Consider the following 18,861-nt stretch of genomic DNA (forward strand, 5'->3'; position numbering starts at 1 on the left):
GGTGCTGCGCCGCGAGGCGCCGCACCAGGTTGATCTCGGTACCGATCGCGAACACCGTCGGCTCCGTCGCGGCCTCGATCGCCTCGCGGATGTACGCGGTGGATCCCGCCTCGTCGGCGGCGTCGACGACCTCCATCGGGCACTCCGGGTGCACGATCACGCGGACCCCGGGATGCTCGGCGCGGGCCCGGTCGATCTGCGCGGTCGTGAACCGGCGGTGCACCGAGCAGAAGCCGTGCCACAGGATCACGCGCGAATCGACCAGCGTCTCGGCCGAGGACCCGCCGAGCGGACGGTGCGGATTCCACATCGGCATGCGGTCGAGCGCGACGCCCATCTCCTTCGCCGTGTTGCGGCCCAGGTGCTGATCCGGGAAGAACAGCACGCGGCGACCGCGCGCGAACGCCCACTCGAGCACGGTCCGCGCGTTCGACGAGGTGCACACGATCCCGCCGTTGCGCCCCACGAAGCCCTTGATCGCCGCGGAGGAGTTCATGTAGGTGACGGGGATCACGGGCAGGAGCCCGTCGGCGTCCGGCACGTCGAGCGGCCCGAGCACCTCGGCAAGCTGCTCCCAGCACTCCTCGACCTGATCGATGTCGGCCATGTCGGCCATCGAGCAGCCGGCGGCGAGGTTCGGCAGGATCACGGCCTGCTCGGGCCCCGAGAGCAGATCGGCGGTCTCGGCCATGAAGTGGACGCCGCAGAACACGATCGCCTCGGCCTCCGGGTGCCGCTTCGCCGCGACGGCGAGCTGATAGGAGTCGCCGACGTAGTCCGCGTGCCGGACCACCTCCTCGCGCTGGTAGAAGTGCCCGAGCACGACGACCCGGTCGCCCAGGACCTCGCGCGCAGCGACGATCCGCGCCTCCAGATCGGCCTCGTCGGCCTCGCGGTACGCGGCGGGAAGCTCGCCCTGGCGCGGAGATCCCGTGGGGATCACGTCGCCCATCGAGGATCCGGGACCGTAGCCGGGAACCCCGTCGAAGGTCCACGGGCCCGCGGCGAGGTCCGTGTTGCAGACGCCGTCGTCGCCCACCGCGACGAGCTCGAGGATCCGGTGGTCGACAGAGGGATCGAGGGAGACGGGGGTGCTCATCGGATGCTCATTTCTTCGGAGGAGAGGGGACCGCGGTCGGCCAGTTCGGCGTCGGGACTGGACCGGTAGAGCCGCGCGGGCCGATGGTTGCCGGTGCGGAACTCGTCGGTGGCGATCAGCGTGCCGCTCGACTCGACCTGGCGGCGGAAGTTCGCCGGATCGAGCCTGCGGCCGAGGATCGTCTCGACGGCCTCGCGCAGTTCGGCGAGCGTGAACTCCTCGGGCAGGAAGCCCTGGGCCACGCGGCTGTAGCCGACCTTGTTGCGCAGGCGCCACAGCGCGTACTCGATGATCTGCGCGTGGTCGAACGCCAGGGGCGGCAGGTCGTCGGCGTCGAACCAGCGCACGTTCTCCGGGGCGAGGCCCGTGCGCCGGTACTCGGCGCTCTGCGCATCGACCTGGTCGGAGCGGAGCAGCGCCCAGTAGACGATCGATACGACGCGGCTGGGCGAGCGGTCCACGGCGCCGAAGGCGTAGAGCTGCTCCAGGTAGCTGGGGGCGAGACCCGTCGTCTCGGCGAGCGTGCGAGCGGCTGCGCCGACCGGAGCCTCGGTCGCGGTGAGCCAGCCGCCGGGCAACGCCCAACGATCGGCGAACGGCTCGCGGGTGCGACGTACGAGCGGCAGCGAGAGCACGACGCCGCGGTCGGTCTTGCGCAGGGTGAGGATCGCGGTGGACACGGCCACGTCGATCCCGGAACTTCTGGTCATGATGACTTTAACCTCCGGGATCCATCTTAGTGTCCTCGGCACCTTTAGTGCGAACGGGAATATCAGCGGGTCCCCGTCGGTTACCGGATAGACTCATGGGCATGGCAGCAGCTGCAAAAGACGTGAGCAAGCGAAAGGCGTCCCAGGTGACGCGCACCCGCGCCGAAGCGCGCGAAGCCCGCGAGGACGCACCGAACCCGGTGTGGTTCAAGCCGGTCATGTTCGGCTTCATGCTGCTCGGCCTGCTCTGGATCGTGCTCTACTACATCACCAGCTCTTCGCTGCAGCTGCCGATCCCCATGCTCGGCCAGGCCAACATCTTCATCGGCTTCGGCCTCGTGCTCATCGGCTTCCTCATGACCCCCTGGTGGAAGTAACCCCACCGAAACTCGAAAAGCCGCCCGCCGCATCTGAGGATGCGGCGGGCGGCTTTTTCGTTGGGGTCCGCCCGGAGCAGACGCCCCGGAAGCGTTAACACCCAGACTTATCCACAGTTTTCTCCCCAACTGGGGACGAACTACACCGGTGTGATTTTTCCGGTCACCGGCGCAGGGAATCCGGCCCTGACCGGGTCAGATCAGCGCTGCGGCAGGGAGCGGGGATACGACGAAGTACGCGAACGTCAGCGCGATGAGCACCGCACCGAGCCCGATCAATCCACCGATCCGTGCACCCCTGCGACGCGGGCCGCGGGTCTGCACCAGGATCCACATGGTGAGCGCGCCGACGGCGAGGCCGCCGAGGTGCGCCTGCCAGGACACGCTGTTGCCCGGCAGGAACCCGATGCCGACGTTGATCGCGATGAGCACCGCGAGCGAGGTGATGCTGACGCCGGCCGCACGGAACGCCACGAGCGTCGCGCCCATGACGCCGAAGATGGCGCCCGAGGCGCCGACCGTCGGCACGACCACCGCGGCGGGATCGGCGTAGGCCCACAGCATCGTGCCGATGGATCCACCGACCCCCGAGAAGATGTAGAGCCAGAAGAAGGGCAGCCGGCCCAGCAACTGCTCGAGATTGCGGCCGAACAGCCACAGCGTGAGCATGTTGAAGAGGATGTGGAAGATGCTGCCCGTCGAGTGCGTGAACATCGCCGTGATGAAGCGCCACGGCTCGTACAGCTGCGGGAGCGCGTGCGCCGGCGCGAACCAGAGCGCCCGGGTCGCGTCAGGAATGAGGAGCTGCGCCACCCAGACCACCACGCAGGCGATCATGATCCCGTAGGTCACCACGGGGGCATCGGTCGCGGCGAGCCGTCGACCCATCACCGTGACCTTGCGTGCGGCGCGATTCTGCGTGCGGCCGGGTCCGCGCCCGGACGCACGAGCGCCCCCGCGGAGCTCGCGCATGCACTCGGGGCACAGCACGCCGACGGGGGCGTTCGTCTGGCACTGCGCGCAGATGGTGCGGCCGCAGCGCTGGCAGAGAGTGAAGCTGGGCGAGTCCGGATGCCGGTAGCAGACGTCGTTCGGACCGTACTCCGCGCGCTCGCCGAACTCCGGCCGCGACCCGCCCAGGCTCACGCCTCAGACCTCGGCGATATCGACGCCGGTGATGACGACGTCCTCGACGGGACGGTCCATCGCACCGGTCTGCACCGCGGCGATCGCATCGACCACGGCCTTCGACGCGTCGTCGGCGACGTCGCCGAAGATGGTGTGGTTGCCGTTCAGCCACGCCGGAGCGATGGTGGTGATGAAGAACTGCGAACCGTTGGTGCCCGCGAGGCGACCGGTCATGTCGGGACGCTTGCCCGCGTTGGCCATGGCCAGCTGGTACGGGTGATCGAAGGTGAGCTCCGGGTGGATCTCGTCGTCGAAGTTGTAGCCCGGGCCGCCGGTGCCGGTGCCGGTGGGGTCGCCGCCCTGGATCATGAAGTCCTTGATGATGCGGTGGAAGATGACACCGTCGTAGAAGCCCTTGTTCGACAGGTCGACGAAGTTCTTGACGGTCTTCGGCGCGTGGTCGCCGAAGAGGTTGATGACGATGTCGCCGTGGTTGGTGTGAACGGTCGCGACCGCAGTGTGAAGAGTCATGGCAGTAATTCTACGGCCAGCGCTTTGGGAGGCACTGTGCGCCGCTTCGGTGTAGCGTGGGTGGCACGCGATCCTGCGGAAGCATCGGAGGTTCCCATGTCACTCACTCGCAAGAACCGTCGCGAGCTGCGTCGACTGCGCAACCACGCGCAAGACGTGCTCGACGAGCAGCGCATCGTGCTCGGCCACGCCGGGGAGGTGCTGCAGGCCGCCGGTTCCCAGGCCCGTCGTCTGAGCGACGAGCACCTGGCCCCACGGGTGAACGACGCGATGACCACCGTTCGGCCGCAGGTCGACCGGGGCATCCTCGCCGCCCGACGCGCGTCCGAGCAGGTGCGTCGCGCGACCGCGCCGCTCGTGGCCGGCGCGCTCGCCAGCACGGTGCGCACCCTCGAGCAGCTCGAGAACGCCGAGGGCGCGCAGCAGGTGCGCCGCTTCGGCGAGAAGCGCGGCCTCCTGGCCCCGCAGAAGAAGAAGCGTGGCGTGGGCGGGTTCATCGCCCTCGGCCTGGGCATCGCCGCCGCCGTGGGCGTCGGCTACACCCTGTGGCAGGCGTTCCGCAGCGACGACGAGCTCTGGGTCGCTCCCGAGTCCGGCGAGTAGGCCGGATCCCGCGGCCGATCAGTCGGTCGCGGAGTCGGACTTCCGGGTGGGTTCCGCGGTGCGGGACCCACCCGCTTTCTGTGCCCGGCGCGGGCCCGACCTCGCGGCTCCGGACTTCTGCCCGGAGCTCTGGGGAGCCGAGCTCTTCGTCGCGGCACCCTTCGGAGCGCTTTCGCCGCTCTGCTCCGGATCCGCCGCAGCCTTCTTCGGCTGCGATCCCCCGCCGCCCGCGGCCGCGGCACCGTTTCCGGAGCCACCGCCGGAGCGCCGGGAACGCCGGGATCCCGAGCGTCCGTTCGAGCTCCGCATCGAAATGCCCGCCATGCGCAGCCCGGTCTGCACGAGCGAGAGCGTCTTGAGCGAGCGGATCTCCCGGATCGGCACCCAGCGCGCCTCGTCGGAGGACCCGTCGACCTCGTGCCGCAGCGGTCCGTCGGCGACGGTCGCCCGGTAGACGATCCGGATCGTGTGCAGCTGCGGATCCTGGCCGTCCTCGACCTCCTCGCGGATCATGACCCGCGAATCGACGCCGAGGAGCTTGCCCGTCTTCGCCGTGAGCCCCGTCTCCTCGAGCACCTCGCGGACCACCGTCTGCTGCGGATCCTCGCCGTTCTCGATGCCGCCGCCCGGCAGGGTCCACCCGTGCATACGACCCCGGCGCCAGTGCGTGAGCAGGATCGAGCCGCGCCGCTCGATCACCGCGTAGGCCGCCACCCGCATATCCATAGTGCTGAGCCTAGTGTCTCGCGCGAGCGCCGATGCTCAGCCGATCTCCGCGATCCAGCCGCGCAGCCACACCTCGAGTCGCCGGTACGCCTCGGCGCGCACCGGCGGCCGCGAGAGGAACACGTCGTGCAGGGCGCCGTCGATGCGCTCGATGGTCACGGTGGGCCCGAGCCGGGTCGCCGCACGGGCGATCTCGTCGACATCGAGCACGGAGTCGACGCTCGTCAGCTCCTCGCTCCAGCGCATCGGCGAGATCCACCGTCGCGACAGCAGCACGCCGACGGGCGCCGCGATGCGCAGCCCGCGCTCGACCACCTCGCTGTGCCCCCGCAGGATCGCGCGCAGCCATCCGGCGTGCACCGCCATCGCCTGCTCCGGCCGCCACTCGGTGTTCACGTCGAGCGGGTGCTCCGCATCGGCGACCGCGCGCTGCGCCCGCGTGTAGTAGCCGAAGTCGAACTGCGGCGCGGATTCGCGCGGGTTGAAGCGGGCGCTGAGGTCGACGAGCGGCGCGATGCTCGCCCGGATCCTCCCCGGCAGCTGGAACTCGAGCCACGGGCTGTTGAGCAGCAGACCCGAGGCCACCCCGGGATGCCGGTCGGCCCACAGACTGAGGATCAGGCCGCCGGTCGAGTGACCCATGAGCAGCAGGCGCCGGGGCCGCCCGCCGAAGGCCGCCGATCCCCCGTGCGCCGGCTCGGCCGACATGATCTCGAGCGCCGCACCGATCTCGGCATCGTACTGCGCGAGATCCTCGATGAAGCCCGGGGTCTGCCCCGATCGCAGGCTGCGCCCGTACTTGCGGAGGTCGAGCGCGAAGAAGCGCGCTCCGCGACTCGTATAGAAGGCCGCGAGCTCGCGCTGGAAGAAGTAGTCGGACCAGCCGTGCACGTAGAGCACGTCGACCCCCGCGAGCGGGTGGACGATCCGCGAGCGGCCCGCCAGTCGGTCGGTGAAGCGCACGGCGCCGGGCAGCGATCGCACGAGGGTCGCGACGAGCGGCCCCTCGTCGTCCTCCCCCAGCGGGATCGTGCGCTGCGCGAACCCCGGTCCGAGGACGTCGGGCTGCCAGGCATGCGGATCGTGCGTCATATCGCCAGTGTAGGAGTGCCGAATGCGCGACAGGAGTCCGGATACGATCGGGAGGTCCGATCCTTCCCGCGCACGACTCCGACGGAGGCCCGCAGTTGCCGCAGTCCCGAGGCCGCCACGCGCCGTCGAACGCGCGCTGGGTCGCCTGGACCGGGCTTTCGCTCGGCGCCGTCGGTGCCGCGGTCCTATGGTGCTGGGAGCGGCCGCTGGGGCTCGCCCACGGACCGCTGTTCTTCGTGGTCATCGCCCTCACCGCGCTGAGCGCCGGCGCCGCCGTGATCGCGATGCTGCGCCGGGTCGCGGCGGATCAGCGATCCCGCGGTTCCGCGGCCGAGCGACCGCCCGCCGAGGGACCGGCCGCGTCGCACCGGCCTCCCCCTGAGCCGCTCCCCGGGCTGCTCCCCGAGCTGCTGCTGGGGATCGCACTGCTCGTCTGCGGCGGGCTGGCGGCGCTGTTCTTCCTCATCCCCACGAACGACGACGACCCCTGGATCCCCTGGGCCGCGTCGGCGCTCATCTTCGTGGCGCTCGCGATCCGGTCCGTCCGGAGCTACCTGCGCGTGCGCGGAGCGCGACGCGGACGACCGGGCCGCGCCGCCGACACCGACCGTCGCTGAACGCGGAACGGGGCCGGGACCGCCGGTCGGCGATCCCGGCCCCGCCGGTCGGGGCTCAGTCCCCTACTGCACCGCCTTCAGCGCGTTCACGAGGCCCGTGCCGAAGTAGCTGTTCAGCGCCGTCGTGCCCACGCAGGCCGCGCCGGCGCCGCGCTCGGGTGCCGAGCAGGGCGTCGGCGTCGCGTCCGCCTTGAGCTTCGCCGTCAGCTGCGCCGGCGTCAGGTTCGGGTGCGCCGACTTCATGAGGGCGAGCACGCCCGCGACGTGCGGGGTCGCCATCGAGGTACCGCTCTTCAGGCCGTAACCGCCGCCGGGCAGGGTCGACAGGATCCGGGATCCGGGTGCCGCCACGTCGATCTCGCCGAGCCCGCGGTTCGAGAAGTACGACAGCTGGCCGGTCTGCGTGACCGAGGAGACGGTGACGACACCGGGGATCTGCGCGGGGATGTCCTTGCAGCCCTGGTTGATGGTGCGCGGCGTCGGAGCCGGAGCGTCGTTCGGGCTGCCCTCGTCGCGCGTGTTCACGGTCAGGTCGAGTCCCGAGTTGCCGGCGGCGGCCGCGTTGACCACACCGCGCGAGGTGGACCAGTTCACGGCGCGCGCCATCGCCTCGCGCACGGCCGCCTGATCGGGCTGGTCATCGCACCAGAACTCGAAGGGATCCACGTAGTAGCTGTTGTTCGTCACGTCCATGCCGCGCTGCGAGGCCCACATGAAGCCGCAGATCGCGTACTCGGGGTAGATGAAGCCGTCGTCGTTCACGACCTTCACCGAGGCGAGACGCACGTTCGGGGCGACGCCGACGATGCCCGTGCCGTTGCGGGCCGCGGCGATCGTGCCGGCCACGTGCGTGCCGTGGTCCGAGGTCGTCGGCTCCCAGCCGCCGGCGGTCTGGTCGGGCCGGCCGCCCACGGTGCAGTTCACCGAGTTCGCGACGTCGATGTTCGGCGCCAGGTCGGAGTGCTGCGGGTCGATGCCGGAGTCGAGCACACCCACGAGCACCTTGCGGCTGCCGTCGGTGATCGCATTCGCCTGATCGGACTTGATCATGGCCATGTCCCACTGCTGGGCCTCCATGGCGTCGCCGGCCTTCGCCGGCACCGGCGTGGTGGGCTCGTCCACGTCGACGCGCTTGTTCTTGCCGCCCTGCTTCCAACCGGAGGCACCGGGACCCCAGGGCACCTGCGGGCCCTGCACCCGGTCGGAGACCTCGACGGTGCGAGTCGCACCGACCGACTCGACCGCGTTCTTGCCCGTGACCTTGACCCGGTCGCGGAACGCCGCGCGGTCGCTCTGCGCGACCACAACGCCGATCTCGGGCCACGTCTGCACGACTACGCCTCCGGCCTCGGTGACGGCCTTCTCGACCTTGCGCACCTGACCCGGGTTCGCCTTGCCGGCGTTCACCACGTAGCTCATGACGGTGCCGTCCGGCGGGTTCACCGGGACGGGGGTGGACGGCTCCGCGACGGCCGCGGTGGCGGTGGTCGCCGAACCCACCAGCAGGCCGATCGCCGCTGCGGTGCAGACGGCCGCCCGGATGGAGCGCTGACGGAATGATGATCTCATCGTTGAGGATCCTCTCGAGGGAGTACCCCGGCTTGTGGCCGGGGCGGGCTCAGTGCCCTCCCCCTTTCTAGTAGCCGAGAACGGTTCGTTCAATATTGAAGATCCGCCGCTGCCGCAGTAGGGTGCGCCCCCTCGCTGGGGTCGGGTGCTGCGCCTCGCCGGTCCCGGCTTCGGGCGCCGGGGCCGGGTCCTGCACCTCCCTGCTCCCAGAGTCCCGCACGTTCCGCTCTTCCAGCTCTTCGCGACATTCTCGATCCTCCCGACCCTCTGAACGATTGGACATCCACTCGACGATCGGATGCTCTATCGGCGCGTGACTCGCCGCCCACTCGTCGAGTGGACGTCCACTCGTGCCAGAAGCGGCGCCACCGAAGGCGGCGCCGAGGGCACCGCCGCCACGGGAACTGCCGAGCGCATCGCCGAGCCACGCGCCGCCGCCGCGAGCCCCGGAAACGCAGAACGCCCCCGGCGTGAACCGGGGGCGTTGTCTGTGGATCCTGGGAGAATCGAACTCCCGACATCCTGCTTGCAAAGCAGGCACTCTACCAACTGAGTTAAGGACCCGGAACGGCTCTTGCGAGTCGTTCGGTGGGGCTACCAGGACTTGAACCTGGGACCTCTTCATTATCAGTGAAGCGCTCTAACCGCCTGAGCTATAGCCCCTTGACCAAGAAACGACTCTACACGGACACTCGCCGAAAACACAAATCGGGCGGATCCGCTCCGCGCGCCGCGGCCGGAAACGCCGCGTGCCCCGCCGACCGTGGAGGTCGTCGGGGCACGCGAACCGCCGCTCGGCGTCGATCAGTTGCTGGTGAAGCCCAGCTGGAAACCGCCGACGATGCGGGTGAGGAGGTTGTAGATCAGCGATGCGACCGCGCCGAGCGCGGTGCCCACGATGATGTTCAGGATCCCGACCACGACCGAGAATCCGAAGACCTGCGGGAAACCGAGGAACGTCATCAGGCTGTTCTTATCGCCAACGACGTCCATGAACAGGGAGTCGACCTTGGCCAGCAGACCGGTCTGCATCAGCACGAGATAGACGAGCACCGTCGCGACGATCCCGACGATGGCCCAGCAGACCGACACCAGGAAGGAGAACTTCACGGCCGACCAGAAGTCGACGTAGACGAGCTTGAGGCGTACCTGCTTGGACGGCGCTTTCTTGCGGGTCTTGCGCGCCAGCTTATCGGCGACAGTGTTACTCATTCAGGCTTTCCTTGTCTTCTGCGTGCTCCGCAGCATCGGTCTCGGCCGGCTCACCGGCCGCGCTCTCGGCCTCGGCGTCGTCGAGACCGCGCTCCGTGTTTCGCGCGATGCCAATAATACGGTCCCGCTCTGGGAATCTCGCAAAGACGACGCCCATCGTGTTCCGGCCCTTGGCAGGAACCTCGGCGACGTTGGACCGGACGACCTTGCCGCTGGCCAGCACTGCGAGCACCTCGTCGCCCTCGTCCACGATGAAGCCGCCGACCAGATCGCCGCGCGCCTCATCGAGCTTCGCCACCTTGATGCCGAAGCCGCCGCGGTTCTGCACGCGGTACTCGTCGACCGCGGTGCGCTTGGCGTAGCCGCCCTCGGTGACCACGAAGACGAAGCCGCCCTCGGTGATCCGCGAGGCCTGCAGCAGCTGATCCCCGTCGCGGAAGTTCATGCCGCGCACACCGCTCGTGGAACGGCCCATCGGGCGGAGCGCCTGGTCGGACGCCGTGAAGCGCACCGACATGCCGTGCTTCGAGATGAGCAGCACATCGTCGTCGGACTCCGCGATCAGGGCCGAGACGAGCTCGTCCTCGTCGCGGAGCTTGATCGCGATGATGCCGCCCGTGCGGTTCGTGTCATACTCGGTCAGCGCGGTCTTCTTGACGAGGCCGTCCCGGGTCGCGAGCACGAGGAACCGATCCGCTTCGAACTCGCGCAGGTCGAGGATCTGCGTGACCGACTCGTCGGGCGCGAGCGCGAGCAGGTTCGCGAGGTGCTGGCCCTTCGCGTCGCGGCCGCCCTCGGGCACCTCGTACGTCTTCGCGCGGTAGACGCGGCCCGTGTTCGTGAAGAACAGCAGCCAGTGGTGCGTCGTGGTGACGAAGAAGTGTTCGACGATGTCGTCGGCGCGGAGCGCCGCACCCTTGACTCCCTTGCCGCCGCGGTGCTGCGTCCGGTAGTTGTCGATGCGCGTGCGCTTGATGTATCCGCCGCGGGTGACGGTGACGACCATCTCCTCCTCGGGGATCAGGTCCTCCATCGACATCTCGCCGTCGAATCCGTGCAGGATCGTCGAGCGCCGCTCGTCGCCGTACTTGTCGACGAGGTCGCCGAGCTCGGTGACCACGATGCTGCGCTGCTCCTCGGGCGAGGCCAGGATCCCCTGGTACTCGGCGATCTGGGCCTCGAGCTTGGCCGCGAGCTCCAGGATCTTCTGTCGCTCGAGCGCCGCGAGGCGGCGCAGCTGCAGGCCGAGGATCGCGTCCGCCTGGATCTGGTCGACGCCGAGCAGCTTCATGAGGCCCTCGCGAGCCTCGTCGACCGTGGGCGAGCGACGGATCAGAGCGATGACTTCGTCGAGCGCGTCGAGCGCCTTGAGGTAGCCGCGCTGGATGTGCGCCTCGGCCTCGGCCTTCTTCAGGCGGTACTCGGTACGCCGGACGATGACCTCGATCTGGTGCTTCGCCCAGGCGGTGATGAAGCCGTCGAGCGCGAGGGTGCGGGGCACGCCGTCGACGATCGCGAGCATGTTCGCGCCGAAGTTCTCCTGCAGCTGCGTGTGCTTGTACAGGTTGTTCAGCACGACCTTCGCGATCGCGTCGCGCTTCAGCACGATCACGAGACGCTGGCCGGTGCGGCCGCTCGTCTCGTCGCGGATGTCGGCGATCCCCTGGACCTTGTTCTCCTTGACCAGGTCGGCGATCTTGACCGCGAGGTTGTCGGGGTTGACCTGGTAGGGCAGCTCGGTCACGACGAGGCAGGTGCGTCCCTGGATCTCCTCGATGTTGACCACGGCGCGCATGGTGATCGAGCCGCGTCCGGTGCGGTACGCCTCGCGGATCCCCTTGGTGCCGAGGATCTGCGCGCCGGTCGGGAAGTCGGGCCCCTTGACGCGGGCCATGAGCGCCTCGAGGAGGTCCTCGCGGCTCGCCTCGGGGTGCTCCAGGTGCCAGATCGCCGCTTCGGAGACCTCGCGGAGGTTGTGCGGCGGGATGTTCGTGGCCATGCCGACCGCGATGCCGACCGAGCCGTTGACCAGGAGGTTCGGGAACCGTGCGGTGAGCACGGTCGGCTCCTGGGTACGGCCGTCGTAGTTGTCCTGGAAGTCGACCGTGTCTTCGTCGATGTCGCGCACCATCTCCATGGCGAGCGGGGACATCTTGGTCTCGGTGTATCGGTGGGCGGCGGCGCCGTCGTTGCCGGGCGAACCGAAGTTGCCCTGGCCGAGGGCCAGGGGGTAGCGCAGCGACCACGGCTGCACGAGACGCACGAGCGAGTCGTACACGGCGGTGTCGCCGTGCGGGTGGAACTGGCCCATCACGTCGCCGATCACGCGCGTGCACTTCGAGAAGGCCTTGTCGGGGCGGTAGCCGCCGTCGTACATCGTGTAAATCACACGGCGGTGCACCGGCTTGAGGCCGTCGCGCACGTCGGGCAGCGCACGGCCCACGATCACGCTCATGGCGTAGTCGAGGTAGGAGCGCTGCATCTCGAGCTGCAGGTCGACCTGATCGATGCGCCCGTGGTTCGCCGCGATGGGCTGGCCGGTCTCGTCCAGCTCCACGATGATCTCGGCGCCGGTGGCGTCGTCCATATCGGGGGTCTCGTTCTCAGATGTCAAGGAAACGCACGTCCTTCGCGTTCTGCTGGATGAAGCTGCGGCGCGCTTCGACGTCCTCGCCCATCAGGGTGGCGAAGATCTCGTCGGCGGTCGCCGCATCGTCCATGGTGACCTGCAGCAGGGTGCGGGTCTCCGGGTTCATGGTGGTCTCCCACAGCTCTTCGTGGTTCATCTCGCCGAGACCCTTGTAGCGCTGCACGCCGCTCTCCTTCACGAGGCGGCGGCCGGCCTGGGATCCGGCGGTGAGGCGCTCGTCGCGCTCGGCGTCGCTGAACACGTACTCGTGCTCGGCGTTCGCCCACTTGATGCGGTACAGCGGGGGCTGCGCGAGGTAGACGTAGCCGAGATCGATGAGCGGCCGCATGTAGCGGAACAGCAGCGTCAGCAGCAGCGTCGTGATGTGCTGGCCGTCGACGTCGGCATCGGCCATGAGCACGATCTTGTGGTAGCGCGCCTTCTCGGGATCGAACTCCTCGCCGATGCCCGCGCCGAACGCAGTGATCATCGCCTGGACCTCGGTGTTGTTCAGCGCGCGGTCGAGGCGGGCCTTCTCCACGTTGAGGATCTTGCCGCGGAGCGGGAGGATCGCCTGCGTGTGCGGATTGCGGCCGGTCTTGGCCGAACCGCCGGCCGAGTCGCCCTCGACGATGAAGATCTCGGAGATCACCGGGTCCTTGCTGGTGCAGTCCGACAGCTTGCCGGGCATGCCGCCGGACTCGAGCAGTCCCTTGCGGCGCGCGGTCTCACGCGCCTTGCGTGCGGCGAGGCGCGCGGTCGCGGCCTGGATCGCCTTGCGGATGATGTCCTTCGCCGGGCCAGGGTTGCGCTCGAACCAGTCGCCGAGCTGATCGCCGACGACCTTCTGCACGAACGCCTTCGCCTCGGTGTTGCCGAGCTTGGTCTTGGTCTGGCCCTCGAACTGGGGCTCCCCCAGCTTGACCGAGATGACGGCGGTCAGACCCTCGCGAACGTCGTCGCCCGAGAGGTTGTCGTCCTTCTCGCGAAGAATGTTCTTCTCTCGTGCGTAGCGGTTGACGAGGGTCGTCAGCGCCGCACGGAAGCCCTCCTCGTGCGTGCCGCCCTCGTGGGTGTTGATGGTGTTCGCGTAGGTGTGGACGCTCTCGGTGTAGGCCGTGGTCCACTGCATCGCGACCTCGGCCGAGATCTTACGCTCGGTGTCCTCGAGCTCGAACGAGATGATCTCCTCGTTCACGAGCTCCGCGCGCTTGGCCGAGTTCAGGTAGTGGACGTAGTCCTCGATGCCCTTCTCGTACAGGAACTCGTCATGCGGCGGAGCCGGCGCGACGAGCTCGCCGTCCTCGTTCTCGACCGGCTCCTGCGGGCGCAGGTCGGTGAGCATGATCTTGAGGCCCTTGTTGAGGAACGCCATCTGCTGGAAGCGGGTGCGCAGCGTCTGGTAGTCGAACTCGACGGTCTCGAAGATCTCGGCGCTGGGCCAGAAGGTGATGGTGGTGCCGGTCTCTTCCGACGGCTCCCCCTGCACCAGCGGTCCGGTCGGCACGCTGCCGTCGAACGCCATGTTCCACGTGAAACCCTGACGCTTGACCTCGACCTCGAAGCGCGACGAGAGCGCGTTCACGACGGATGAGCCGACGCCGTGCAGGCCACCCGAGACGGCGTAACCGCCGCCGCCGAACTTGCCGCCGGCGTGCAGCACGGTCAGCACGACCTCGACGGTCGACTTGCTCGGGTCCGACGAGTGCGGATCGACGGGGATACCGCGGCCGTTGTCGATGACGCGGACGCCGCCGTCCTCGAGGATCGTCACGTCGATGGCATCGCAGTACCCGGCGAGCGCCTCATCGACCGAGTTGTCGACGATCTCGTACACCAGGTGGTGCAGACCGCGAGGCCCGGTGGATCCGATGTACATACCCGGGCGCTTGCGTACCGCCTCGAGGCCCTCGAGCACCTGGATCGCTCCGGCACCGTAGTCTTCCGCGGCCGTAGCCTGTTCATCAGTCATGCTGTGAGTCACACTCTCCAAAGATCGCCTCAGGCCGGATTTCCGGCCCGGACACGTTCACACCCCAGCCTATCAATTCGAGGCGCTCAGAACCGTGATTTCGGGCCTTTGGGGCGAGGATTCCGGGTGGGATCGTTCCCCCTCCGAAATGGGCTGCTTCTCGGCCGGTTCCGCCCGGTGCCAGACCCTGCGTCGCGTCACGTTCTCGAACCGGCCCCCAGCGGGCTCCCTGATCGGATCACCACGAGCTCGATCCGCCAGGCGGCTCCCGCATGCGAACCACCGAATTCACTCGGTCATGACCGTTCGTCGAGCCAGGATCACCCGGGCGGCACGATCCGGGCAGTACGGCTCGGTCTGGCTCACCGACACCCGGGCTTCCGAACCGGCTCCGTGCCAGCCCAGTGAGATCCGCCCGGGCCACCCTCGCCAGTCCGCGCTTCCCGCTGGCCCGCGCGCTCCTCCCACCCCGGCCCGGCCGCTCCCCTTCCTCGCACAGCTTCCACGGGCCGCGGCGGTCCGCGGGGACGAATCTCCACCGGCGCCGAACAGCTCGCACCCGCGACGTTCTCCTCCCCCAGCACGAACCGACCGGAGCGCCGACGTCGCGATCGAACACCGCGGCCGGGCGCGGCACGATCTGAGACAGAATCCGATCGATCCCGATTCCCCACGGGAACGGGGACTCATCTCTTCGATACGCGAAGGCCGGGTTGCCGGGACCCGACGGGCGACGCATTCGCATCCCGCCGGCCAGCATCCGCGTGGCCCGGAGAGGGGCTACGCGAGAGGAGGGCCCGGCGAGGCGGCGAGAAGCGGACGGAACTCCTGCCGCGCCGGGGAGAAGACCCAATTCAACTCCCATTGCGCCGAGCGGCGCGGATCGGCCACTCCAGTCGTTCCGGCAGGTGCGACCAGATCGCCCCCGCGCCGAGCGAGCCAGGTCCCCCGGACTCCCCTGTCGCGTCGAGCACGGATGCCACCACAGTCACCGGGGCTCCCACTCATCAAGCTCTCTGCAACTCCCGTTCGAGTGGCGAGGTCTCATCAGCCGCATCAGGAGACACGGAGTCGCGAGCTCGCCCTCATCTCCTCATCCAGACCTCCGACCGCTCGCCGCACCGGCTCATCCGGCCCAGGGAACCGAGCGCATGCCCGCAATCTCCAGAAGGAACCGAACCGGACACCGTGATCGCGTTTCACGTGAAACGAGCTCGAAAAGCGGGTCGCCTCAGCACTCTGCCGCGGAGACTAAATCCCAGATGAGATACGTAAACCGACGACTTCGGATCAAGAATACTTGCGTCAGAGCGATTCTCCGCTCGTCCTACCCGTACGTATCCCTCGGTCCGCGCCCCTGAACCGTCCTGGGGCCGTGCCGCCAGCTGGGTGCACCCGGTGCGAGGAAGCGAAGATCGCGAATCTCGGAGTCCGGGAACTCACGCAGCAGCCGAGTGAGAATCTCGGACCTCAGCCGACGGAGCTCGGTTGCCCACGCGGTCGAGTCGCACTGCAGGAGCAGCACCCCGTCGCGAACCCCGACGACCTCGGTGTGATCCGAAGTCGGCTGCCCGACGAACTCGGCCCACTCCGTGATCACACGAGCCTGCTCGAGGTCCGCACTCCATCCCATGTCCGTCGCAGCCTTCGCGAGAATGTCACCGAGCATTCTCGGATCACGCCCGGCTCCGAACGGCGCGCGACCCTCCCCCTCGGTCGAGTCCGAGCCGAGTCGACGGCGCCGATACGGAACCCCTTTCCATACCGACTTCGCCCGCAGATACGCGCTGCTGGCGAAGTCGGAATGCTCAGGCTTCACTGCTCAGCGCTCCCGACCGAGACCGTGCCTCGCTCGACGCCGATGCGATGCCAAGCGATTCCCTCGGGGATATCTTCTTCCACCGCGGCCGTCACAATGACCTGCTCGAAGCTCTGGACTGCAGACATCAGCTTCGACCGCCGCCGAGTATCGAGCTCCGCGAAGACATCGTCCAGCAGAATGACCGGATCGCCGCCCGCGGACTCCCCGCGCAGCAGCACTGCCATCCCCAGGCGAAGCGCAAGGGCGAATGACCAGGATTCTCCGTGGCTCGCGTAGCCCTTCACCGGGAGGCCATTCAGCTCCAGCACGAGATCGTCCCGGTGCGGGCCGACCAAGGTCACGCCGCGTTCGAATTCCTGCGCCCGAACAACCTGAAGAGCCCTCCGAAACTCGGCCGCAACCGTTTCACGTGAAACGTCGCCGCGAGGTCGCTCGGCTTCGGTTTCACGTGAAACATTCCCCTCCCCTAGAGTCGGAACTTCCGCTGATTCTGTTTCACGTGAAACGCTCTCCCGCTCACAAGCCGCTGCGACGGTCTCCGCGAGGGACAATCTCGGTCCGTGATCCTGATCGACCAGGGTCTCATATCCAGCGCGAAGTGGCTCCTCGAGAGCTCGGAGCAACTCGTGTCGCGCCACCATGATCCGGGACCCGTGATCCACCAGCTGCGCATCCCACACGTCCAGGGTCGCCTCGACGGCACTTCGCGCGCCCCTTCTGGCAGATTTCAACAGCGAAGTGCGCTGCCTGACCACGCGTTCGTAGTCGGAAAGCGTTCCCGACAGCGCAGGAGACCGGGCCACGACCGCTTCGTCGAGAAAGCGGCGGCGTCCTGAGGGATCTCCACGAACGATTCCGAGGTCTTCGGGAGCGAACAGTACGGTGGAGAACCACCGGGTCAGCTCGCGCGGACGAACCGCGTTCCGGTTCACCTGCGCCCGATTCGGGCGGTCCCGATTGATCTGTGCTTCGAGCAGCACATCGCGGCCACCCGATTCGACACGCATGCGAAGAATCGCAGACTCCTGGCCTGCCCGAATCAGCGCGGCATCGCCGGTCACCCGATGTGACTTCAGGGTCGCGAAATAGGCGATCGCTTCGGCGAGGTTAGTCTTGCCCTGCCCGTTGCGTCCGACCAGCAGGTTGGGTCCGGCAGCGAACGGCACCTCCGCCGTCGCGTAGTTGCGAAAATCGGCGAGAGACAGATGCGCGACCCGCATCGGCCCTCCTTAGCGGAGCAGCAGGTTCGGCTGCAGCAGGTAGCGGAAGCTCTGCTCGTCGGCGTCGTCCTTGCTGCGCTGGCTCGTGATGAGCACCGGGCCCGGCTTGCCCGGGTTGTCGGTGCGGGTGAAGCCGACGCGAGCGAACTCCGCGTGGGTGGAACGTAGGCCGTCGAGCAGGAACTGCGGCTTGAGCGAGACGATCATCTCGTCGCCGACGAGGTGCGCGTCGACCACCTCGACCGCCTGCGCGGTCTCCGAGCCTGCGGCCTCCAGGGTGACCTGCCCCTCGACGAAGGAGAATCGCAGGGCGGCCTCCCGCTCGAGAACCAGGCCGACACGACCGACGGCCTCGACCAGGTCACTGGTGTTGATCACCGCGTAATTATCGATGCCATCAGGGAAAAGTCGGCCGACGGGCGGGTAGTTGCCCTTGATCAGCAGCGAGGTCACCGTCTTGTTCCCACCGGTGAACGCCACGAGCTCGCGCTCGCCGTCCTTGATGATCGAGACCTGCACCTGGCCAGCGTTCGAGAAGGTCTTCCCGACCTCGGTGACGACCTTCGAGGGCACCAGCGCCGTCAGGTCGCCCGAGCCGTCCTGCGCCTCCCAGTCGATGCGACGGGTCGCCACTCGGTAACGGTCGGTCGCGGTAAGCGTGAGGGCGTTCTCGCTGATCTCGAACTGCACGCCGGTGATCACCGGAGTGACATCGTCCTTCGAGGCCGCGAGGGACACCTGTGCGATGGCCTCGGCGAAGACGTCCGCCGGAACGATGCCCGAGACCGAATCGATCTTCGGGATCTGCGGGTACTCCTCGACCGGCATGGCCGGGAGGCTGAACGAGGCCGAGCCGCATCGCACCTGCACGCGGCTCTCGACGAGCGAAACCTCGACGTCGGCGTGCGGAAGGCGCTGCGCGATCTCGCCCAGCAGACGGCCCGAGACGAGCGCGCGGCCGGCGTCGGCTACCTGGGCGGTGACCGAGGTGCGCGAGGAGACCTCGTAGTCGAAGGAGGACAGCGTCACCGCGTCACCGGAGGCTTCGAGGAGCACACCGCTGAGCAGCGGCTGCGTCGGCCGCTGCGGGAGCAGCTTCGCTGCGAACGAGACGGCCTCGCTGAACACGTCACGGTTGACGGTGAAACGCATGAAGCCACTCCTCGTGATGGTGGGACGAATGCCAAGTTCCGGGCCTGACAATCCTTGCACACTCGGGTCCGGTGAGCATCACGGATCCTGTCATTCCCCAGCCGGGAACCGCGGAACGGTGCCGTTGTCGCTCCGGTGAACAGTTTTCCGGCTCCGGCCGGGCCTCCGAGCGGAACGCGTGATCGAGATCCCCTGTAAGAGAGATGGAACTGTTAACGGTGTTAACGCCTGTGGATGCTGTGGATAACTCGGCCTCCGCCAAGCCCTGTAAGCAAACTACACGGTTGTGACTTGTGAGTGGGACGTGGATCGATGGGGTTCCGCGGAATCACGCCGAAGTGTTAACACTCCCGGCATTCCACAGGCGACCCGGATCCATGCACAGACTCGCCCGAGTTCTCC

Annotated in this window: 16 protein-coding genes and 2 tRNA genes; 3 read left to right on the forward strand and 15 right to left on the reverse strand. The window is 68.2% G+C overall.

From position 1 onward, the window contains the following. Nucleotides 1–1,099: quinolinate synthase NadA (nadA, locus tag XM48_RS06240; RefSeq protein ID WP_046454950.1), on the reverse strand; the 1,099-nt coding region annotated here is incomplete at its 3' end. Beyond that, a complete protein-coding gene (locus tag XM48_RS06245; protein WP_046454951.1) occupies nt 1,096–1,809 on the reverse strand; it encodes an NUDIX domain-containing protein in 714 nt (237 codons plus the stop codon). The genes XM48_RS06245 and nadA, both read right to left, overlap by 4 nt. 101 nt (nt 1,810–1,910) lie before the next feature. Between XM48_RS06245 and XM48_RS06250 the strand changes: the two genes are divergently transcribed. Beyond that, nucleotides 1,911–2,186 (forward strand): cell division protein CrgA, encoded by a 276-nt coding sequence (locus tag XM48_RS06250; protein ID WP_197074157.1) that lies wholly within the window; start codon nt 1,911–1,913, stop codon nt 2,184–2,186. 195 nt (nt 2,187–2,381) lie between these two features. On the opposite strand, the gene XM48_RS06255 is transcribed toward XM48_RS06250, so the two are convergent. Both XM48_RS06255 and XM48_RS06260 read right to left on the reverse strand, forming a co-directional pair. Beyond that, a complete protein-coding gene (locus XM48_RS06255; protein WP_231580820.1) occupies nt 2,382–3,332 on the reverse strand; it encodes a rhomboid family intramembrane serine protease in 951 nt (316 codons plus the stop codon). A gap of 3 nt (nt 3,333–3,335) precedes the next feature. Further along, nucleotides 3,336–3,845, reverse strand: a complete 510-nt coding sequence (locus tag XM48_RS06260) for a peptidylprolyl isomerase (protein WP_046454953.1) — start codon at nt 3,843–3,845, stop codon at nt 3,336–3,338. 96 nt (nt 3,846–3,941) lie between these two features. Between XM48_RS06260 and XM48_RS06265 the strand changes: the two genes are divergently transcribed. Continuing rightward, nucleotides 3,942–4,448: a hypothetical protein gene (locus tag XM48_RS06265; RefSeq protein WP_046454954.1), complete on the forward strand. Its 507-nt coding sequence runs from the start codon at nt 3,942–3,944 to the stop codon at nt 4,446–4,448. A gap of 18 nt (nt 4,449–4,466) precedes the next feature. Here XM48_RS06265 and XM48_RS18670 read toward each other — a convergent pair whose 3' ends face one another. Together XM48_RS18670 and XM48_RS06275 are read right to left on the reverse strand one after the other, a co-directional pair. Next, on the reverse strand, nt 4,467–5,174 hold the full coding sequence (locus tag XM48_RS18670) for an NUDIX hydrolase (protein ID WP_336653353.1): 708 nt from the start codon (nt 5,172–5,174) through the stop codon (nt 4,467–4,469). Between the two features lie 36 nt (nt 5,175–5,210). Further along, nucleotides 5,211–6,266: an alpha/beta hydrolase gene (locus XM48_RS06275; RefSeq protein ID WP_046454955.1), complete on the reverse strand. Its 1,056-nt coding sequence runs from the start codon at nt 6,264–6,266 to the stop codon at nt 5,211–5,213. A gap of 95 nt (nt 6,267–6,361) precedes the next feature. Here XM48_RS06275 and XM48_RS06280 point away from each other — a divergent pair, with 95 nt between their 5' ends. Beyond that, entirely contained in the window at nt 6,362–6,883 is a 522-nt protein-coding gene (locus XM48_RS06280) for a hypothetical protein (protein WP_046454956.1), read from the forward strand. 63 nt (nt 6,884–6,946) lie between these two features. On the opposite strand, the gene XM48_RS06285 is transcribed toward XM48_RS06280, so the two are convergent. From XM48_RS06285 to dnaN, 9 genes are all read right to left on the reverse strand, one after another. Continuing rightward, a complete protein-coding gene (locus tag XM48_RS06285) occupies nt 6,947–8,452 on the reverse strand; it encodes a S8 family serine peptidase (protein WP_046454957.1) in 1,506 nt (501 codons plus the stop codon). 491 nt (nt 8,453–8,943) lie between these two features. Beyond that, a tRNA-Ala gene (locus XM48_RS06290) sits at nt 8,944–9,016 on the reverse strand. Nucleotides 9,017–9,041: 25 nt separating this feature from the next. Further along, nucleotides 9,042–9,115 (reverse strand) — tRNA-Ile (locus tag XM48_RS06295). 141 nt (nt 9,116–9,256) lie between these two features. Beyond that, entirely contained in the window at nt 9,257–9,664 is a 408-nt protein-coding gene (locus XM48_RS06300) for a DUF3566 domain-containing protein (RefSeq protein ID WP_046454958.1), read from the reverse strand. After that, a complete protein-coding gene (gene gyrA, locus XM48_RS06305; RefSeq protein WP_046454959.1) occupies nt 9,657–12,251 on the reverse strand; it encodes a DNA gyrase subunit A in 2,595 nt (864 codons plus the stop codon). The genes XM48_RS06300 and gyrA overlap by 8 nt, the downstream gene beginning before the upstream one ends. Before the next feature lie 16 nt (nt 12,252–12,267). After that, nucleotides 12,268–14,265 (reverse strand): DNA topoisomerase (ATP-hydrolyzing) subunit B, encoded by a 1,998-nt coding sequence (gene gyrB / locus XM48_RS06310; RefSeq protein ID WP_046454960.1) that lies wholly within the window; start codon nt 14,263–14,265, stop codon nt 12,268–12,270. 1,327 nt (nt 14,266–15,592) lie between these two features. Then, entirely contained in the window at nt 15,593–15,934 is a 342-nt protein-coding gene (locus XM48_RS18450; RefSeq protein ID WP_255350837.1) for a DUF721 domain-containing protein, read from the reverse strand. 146 nt (nt 15,935–16,080) lie between these two features. Further along, complete coding sequence (recF, locus tag XM48_RS06320) at nt 16,081–17,307, reverse strand: DNA replication/repair protein RecF (RefSeq protein ID WP_046454961.1); 1,227 nt, start codon at nt 17,305–17,307, stop codon at nt 16,081–16,083. Nucleotides 17,308–17,316: 9 nt separating this feature from the next. Then, a complete protein-coding gene (gene dnaN / locus XM48_RS06325) occupies nt 17,317–18,459 on the reverse strand; it encodes a DNA polymerase III subunit beta (RefSeq protein ID WP_046454962.1) in 1,143 nt (380 codons plus the stop codon). Nucleotides 18,460–18,861 lie beyond the last annotated feature (402 nt).

The organism is Leucobacter sp. Ag1, assembly GCF_000980875.1.
GTDB lineage: Bacteria > Actinomycetota > Actinomycetes > Actinomycetales > Microbacteriaceae > Leucobacter > Leucobacter iarius.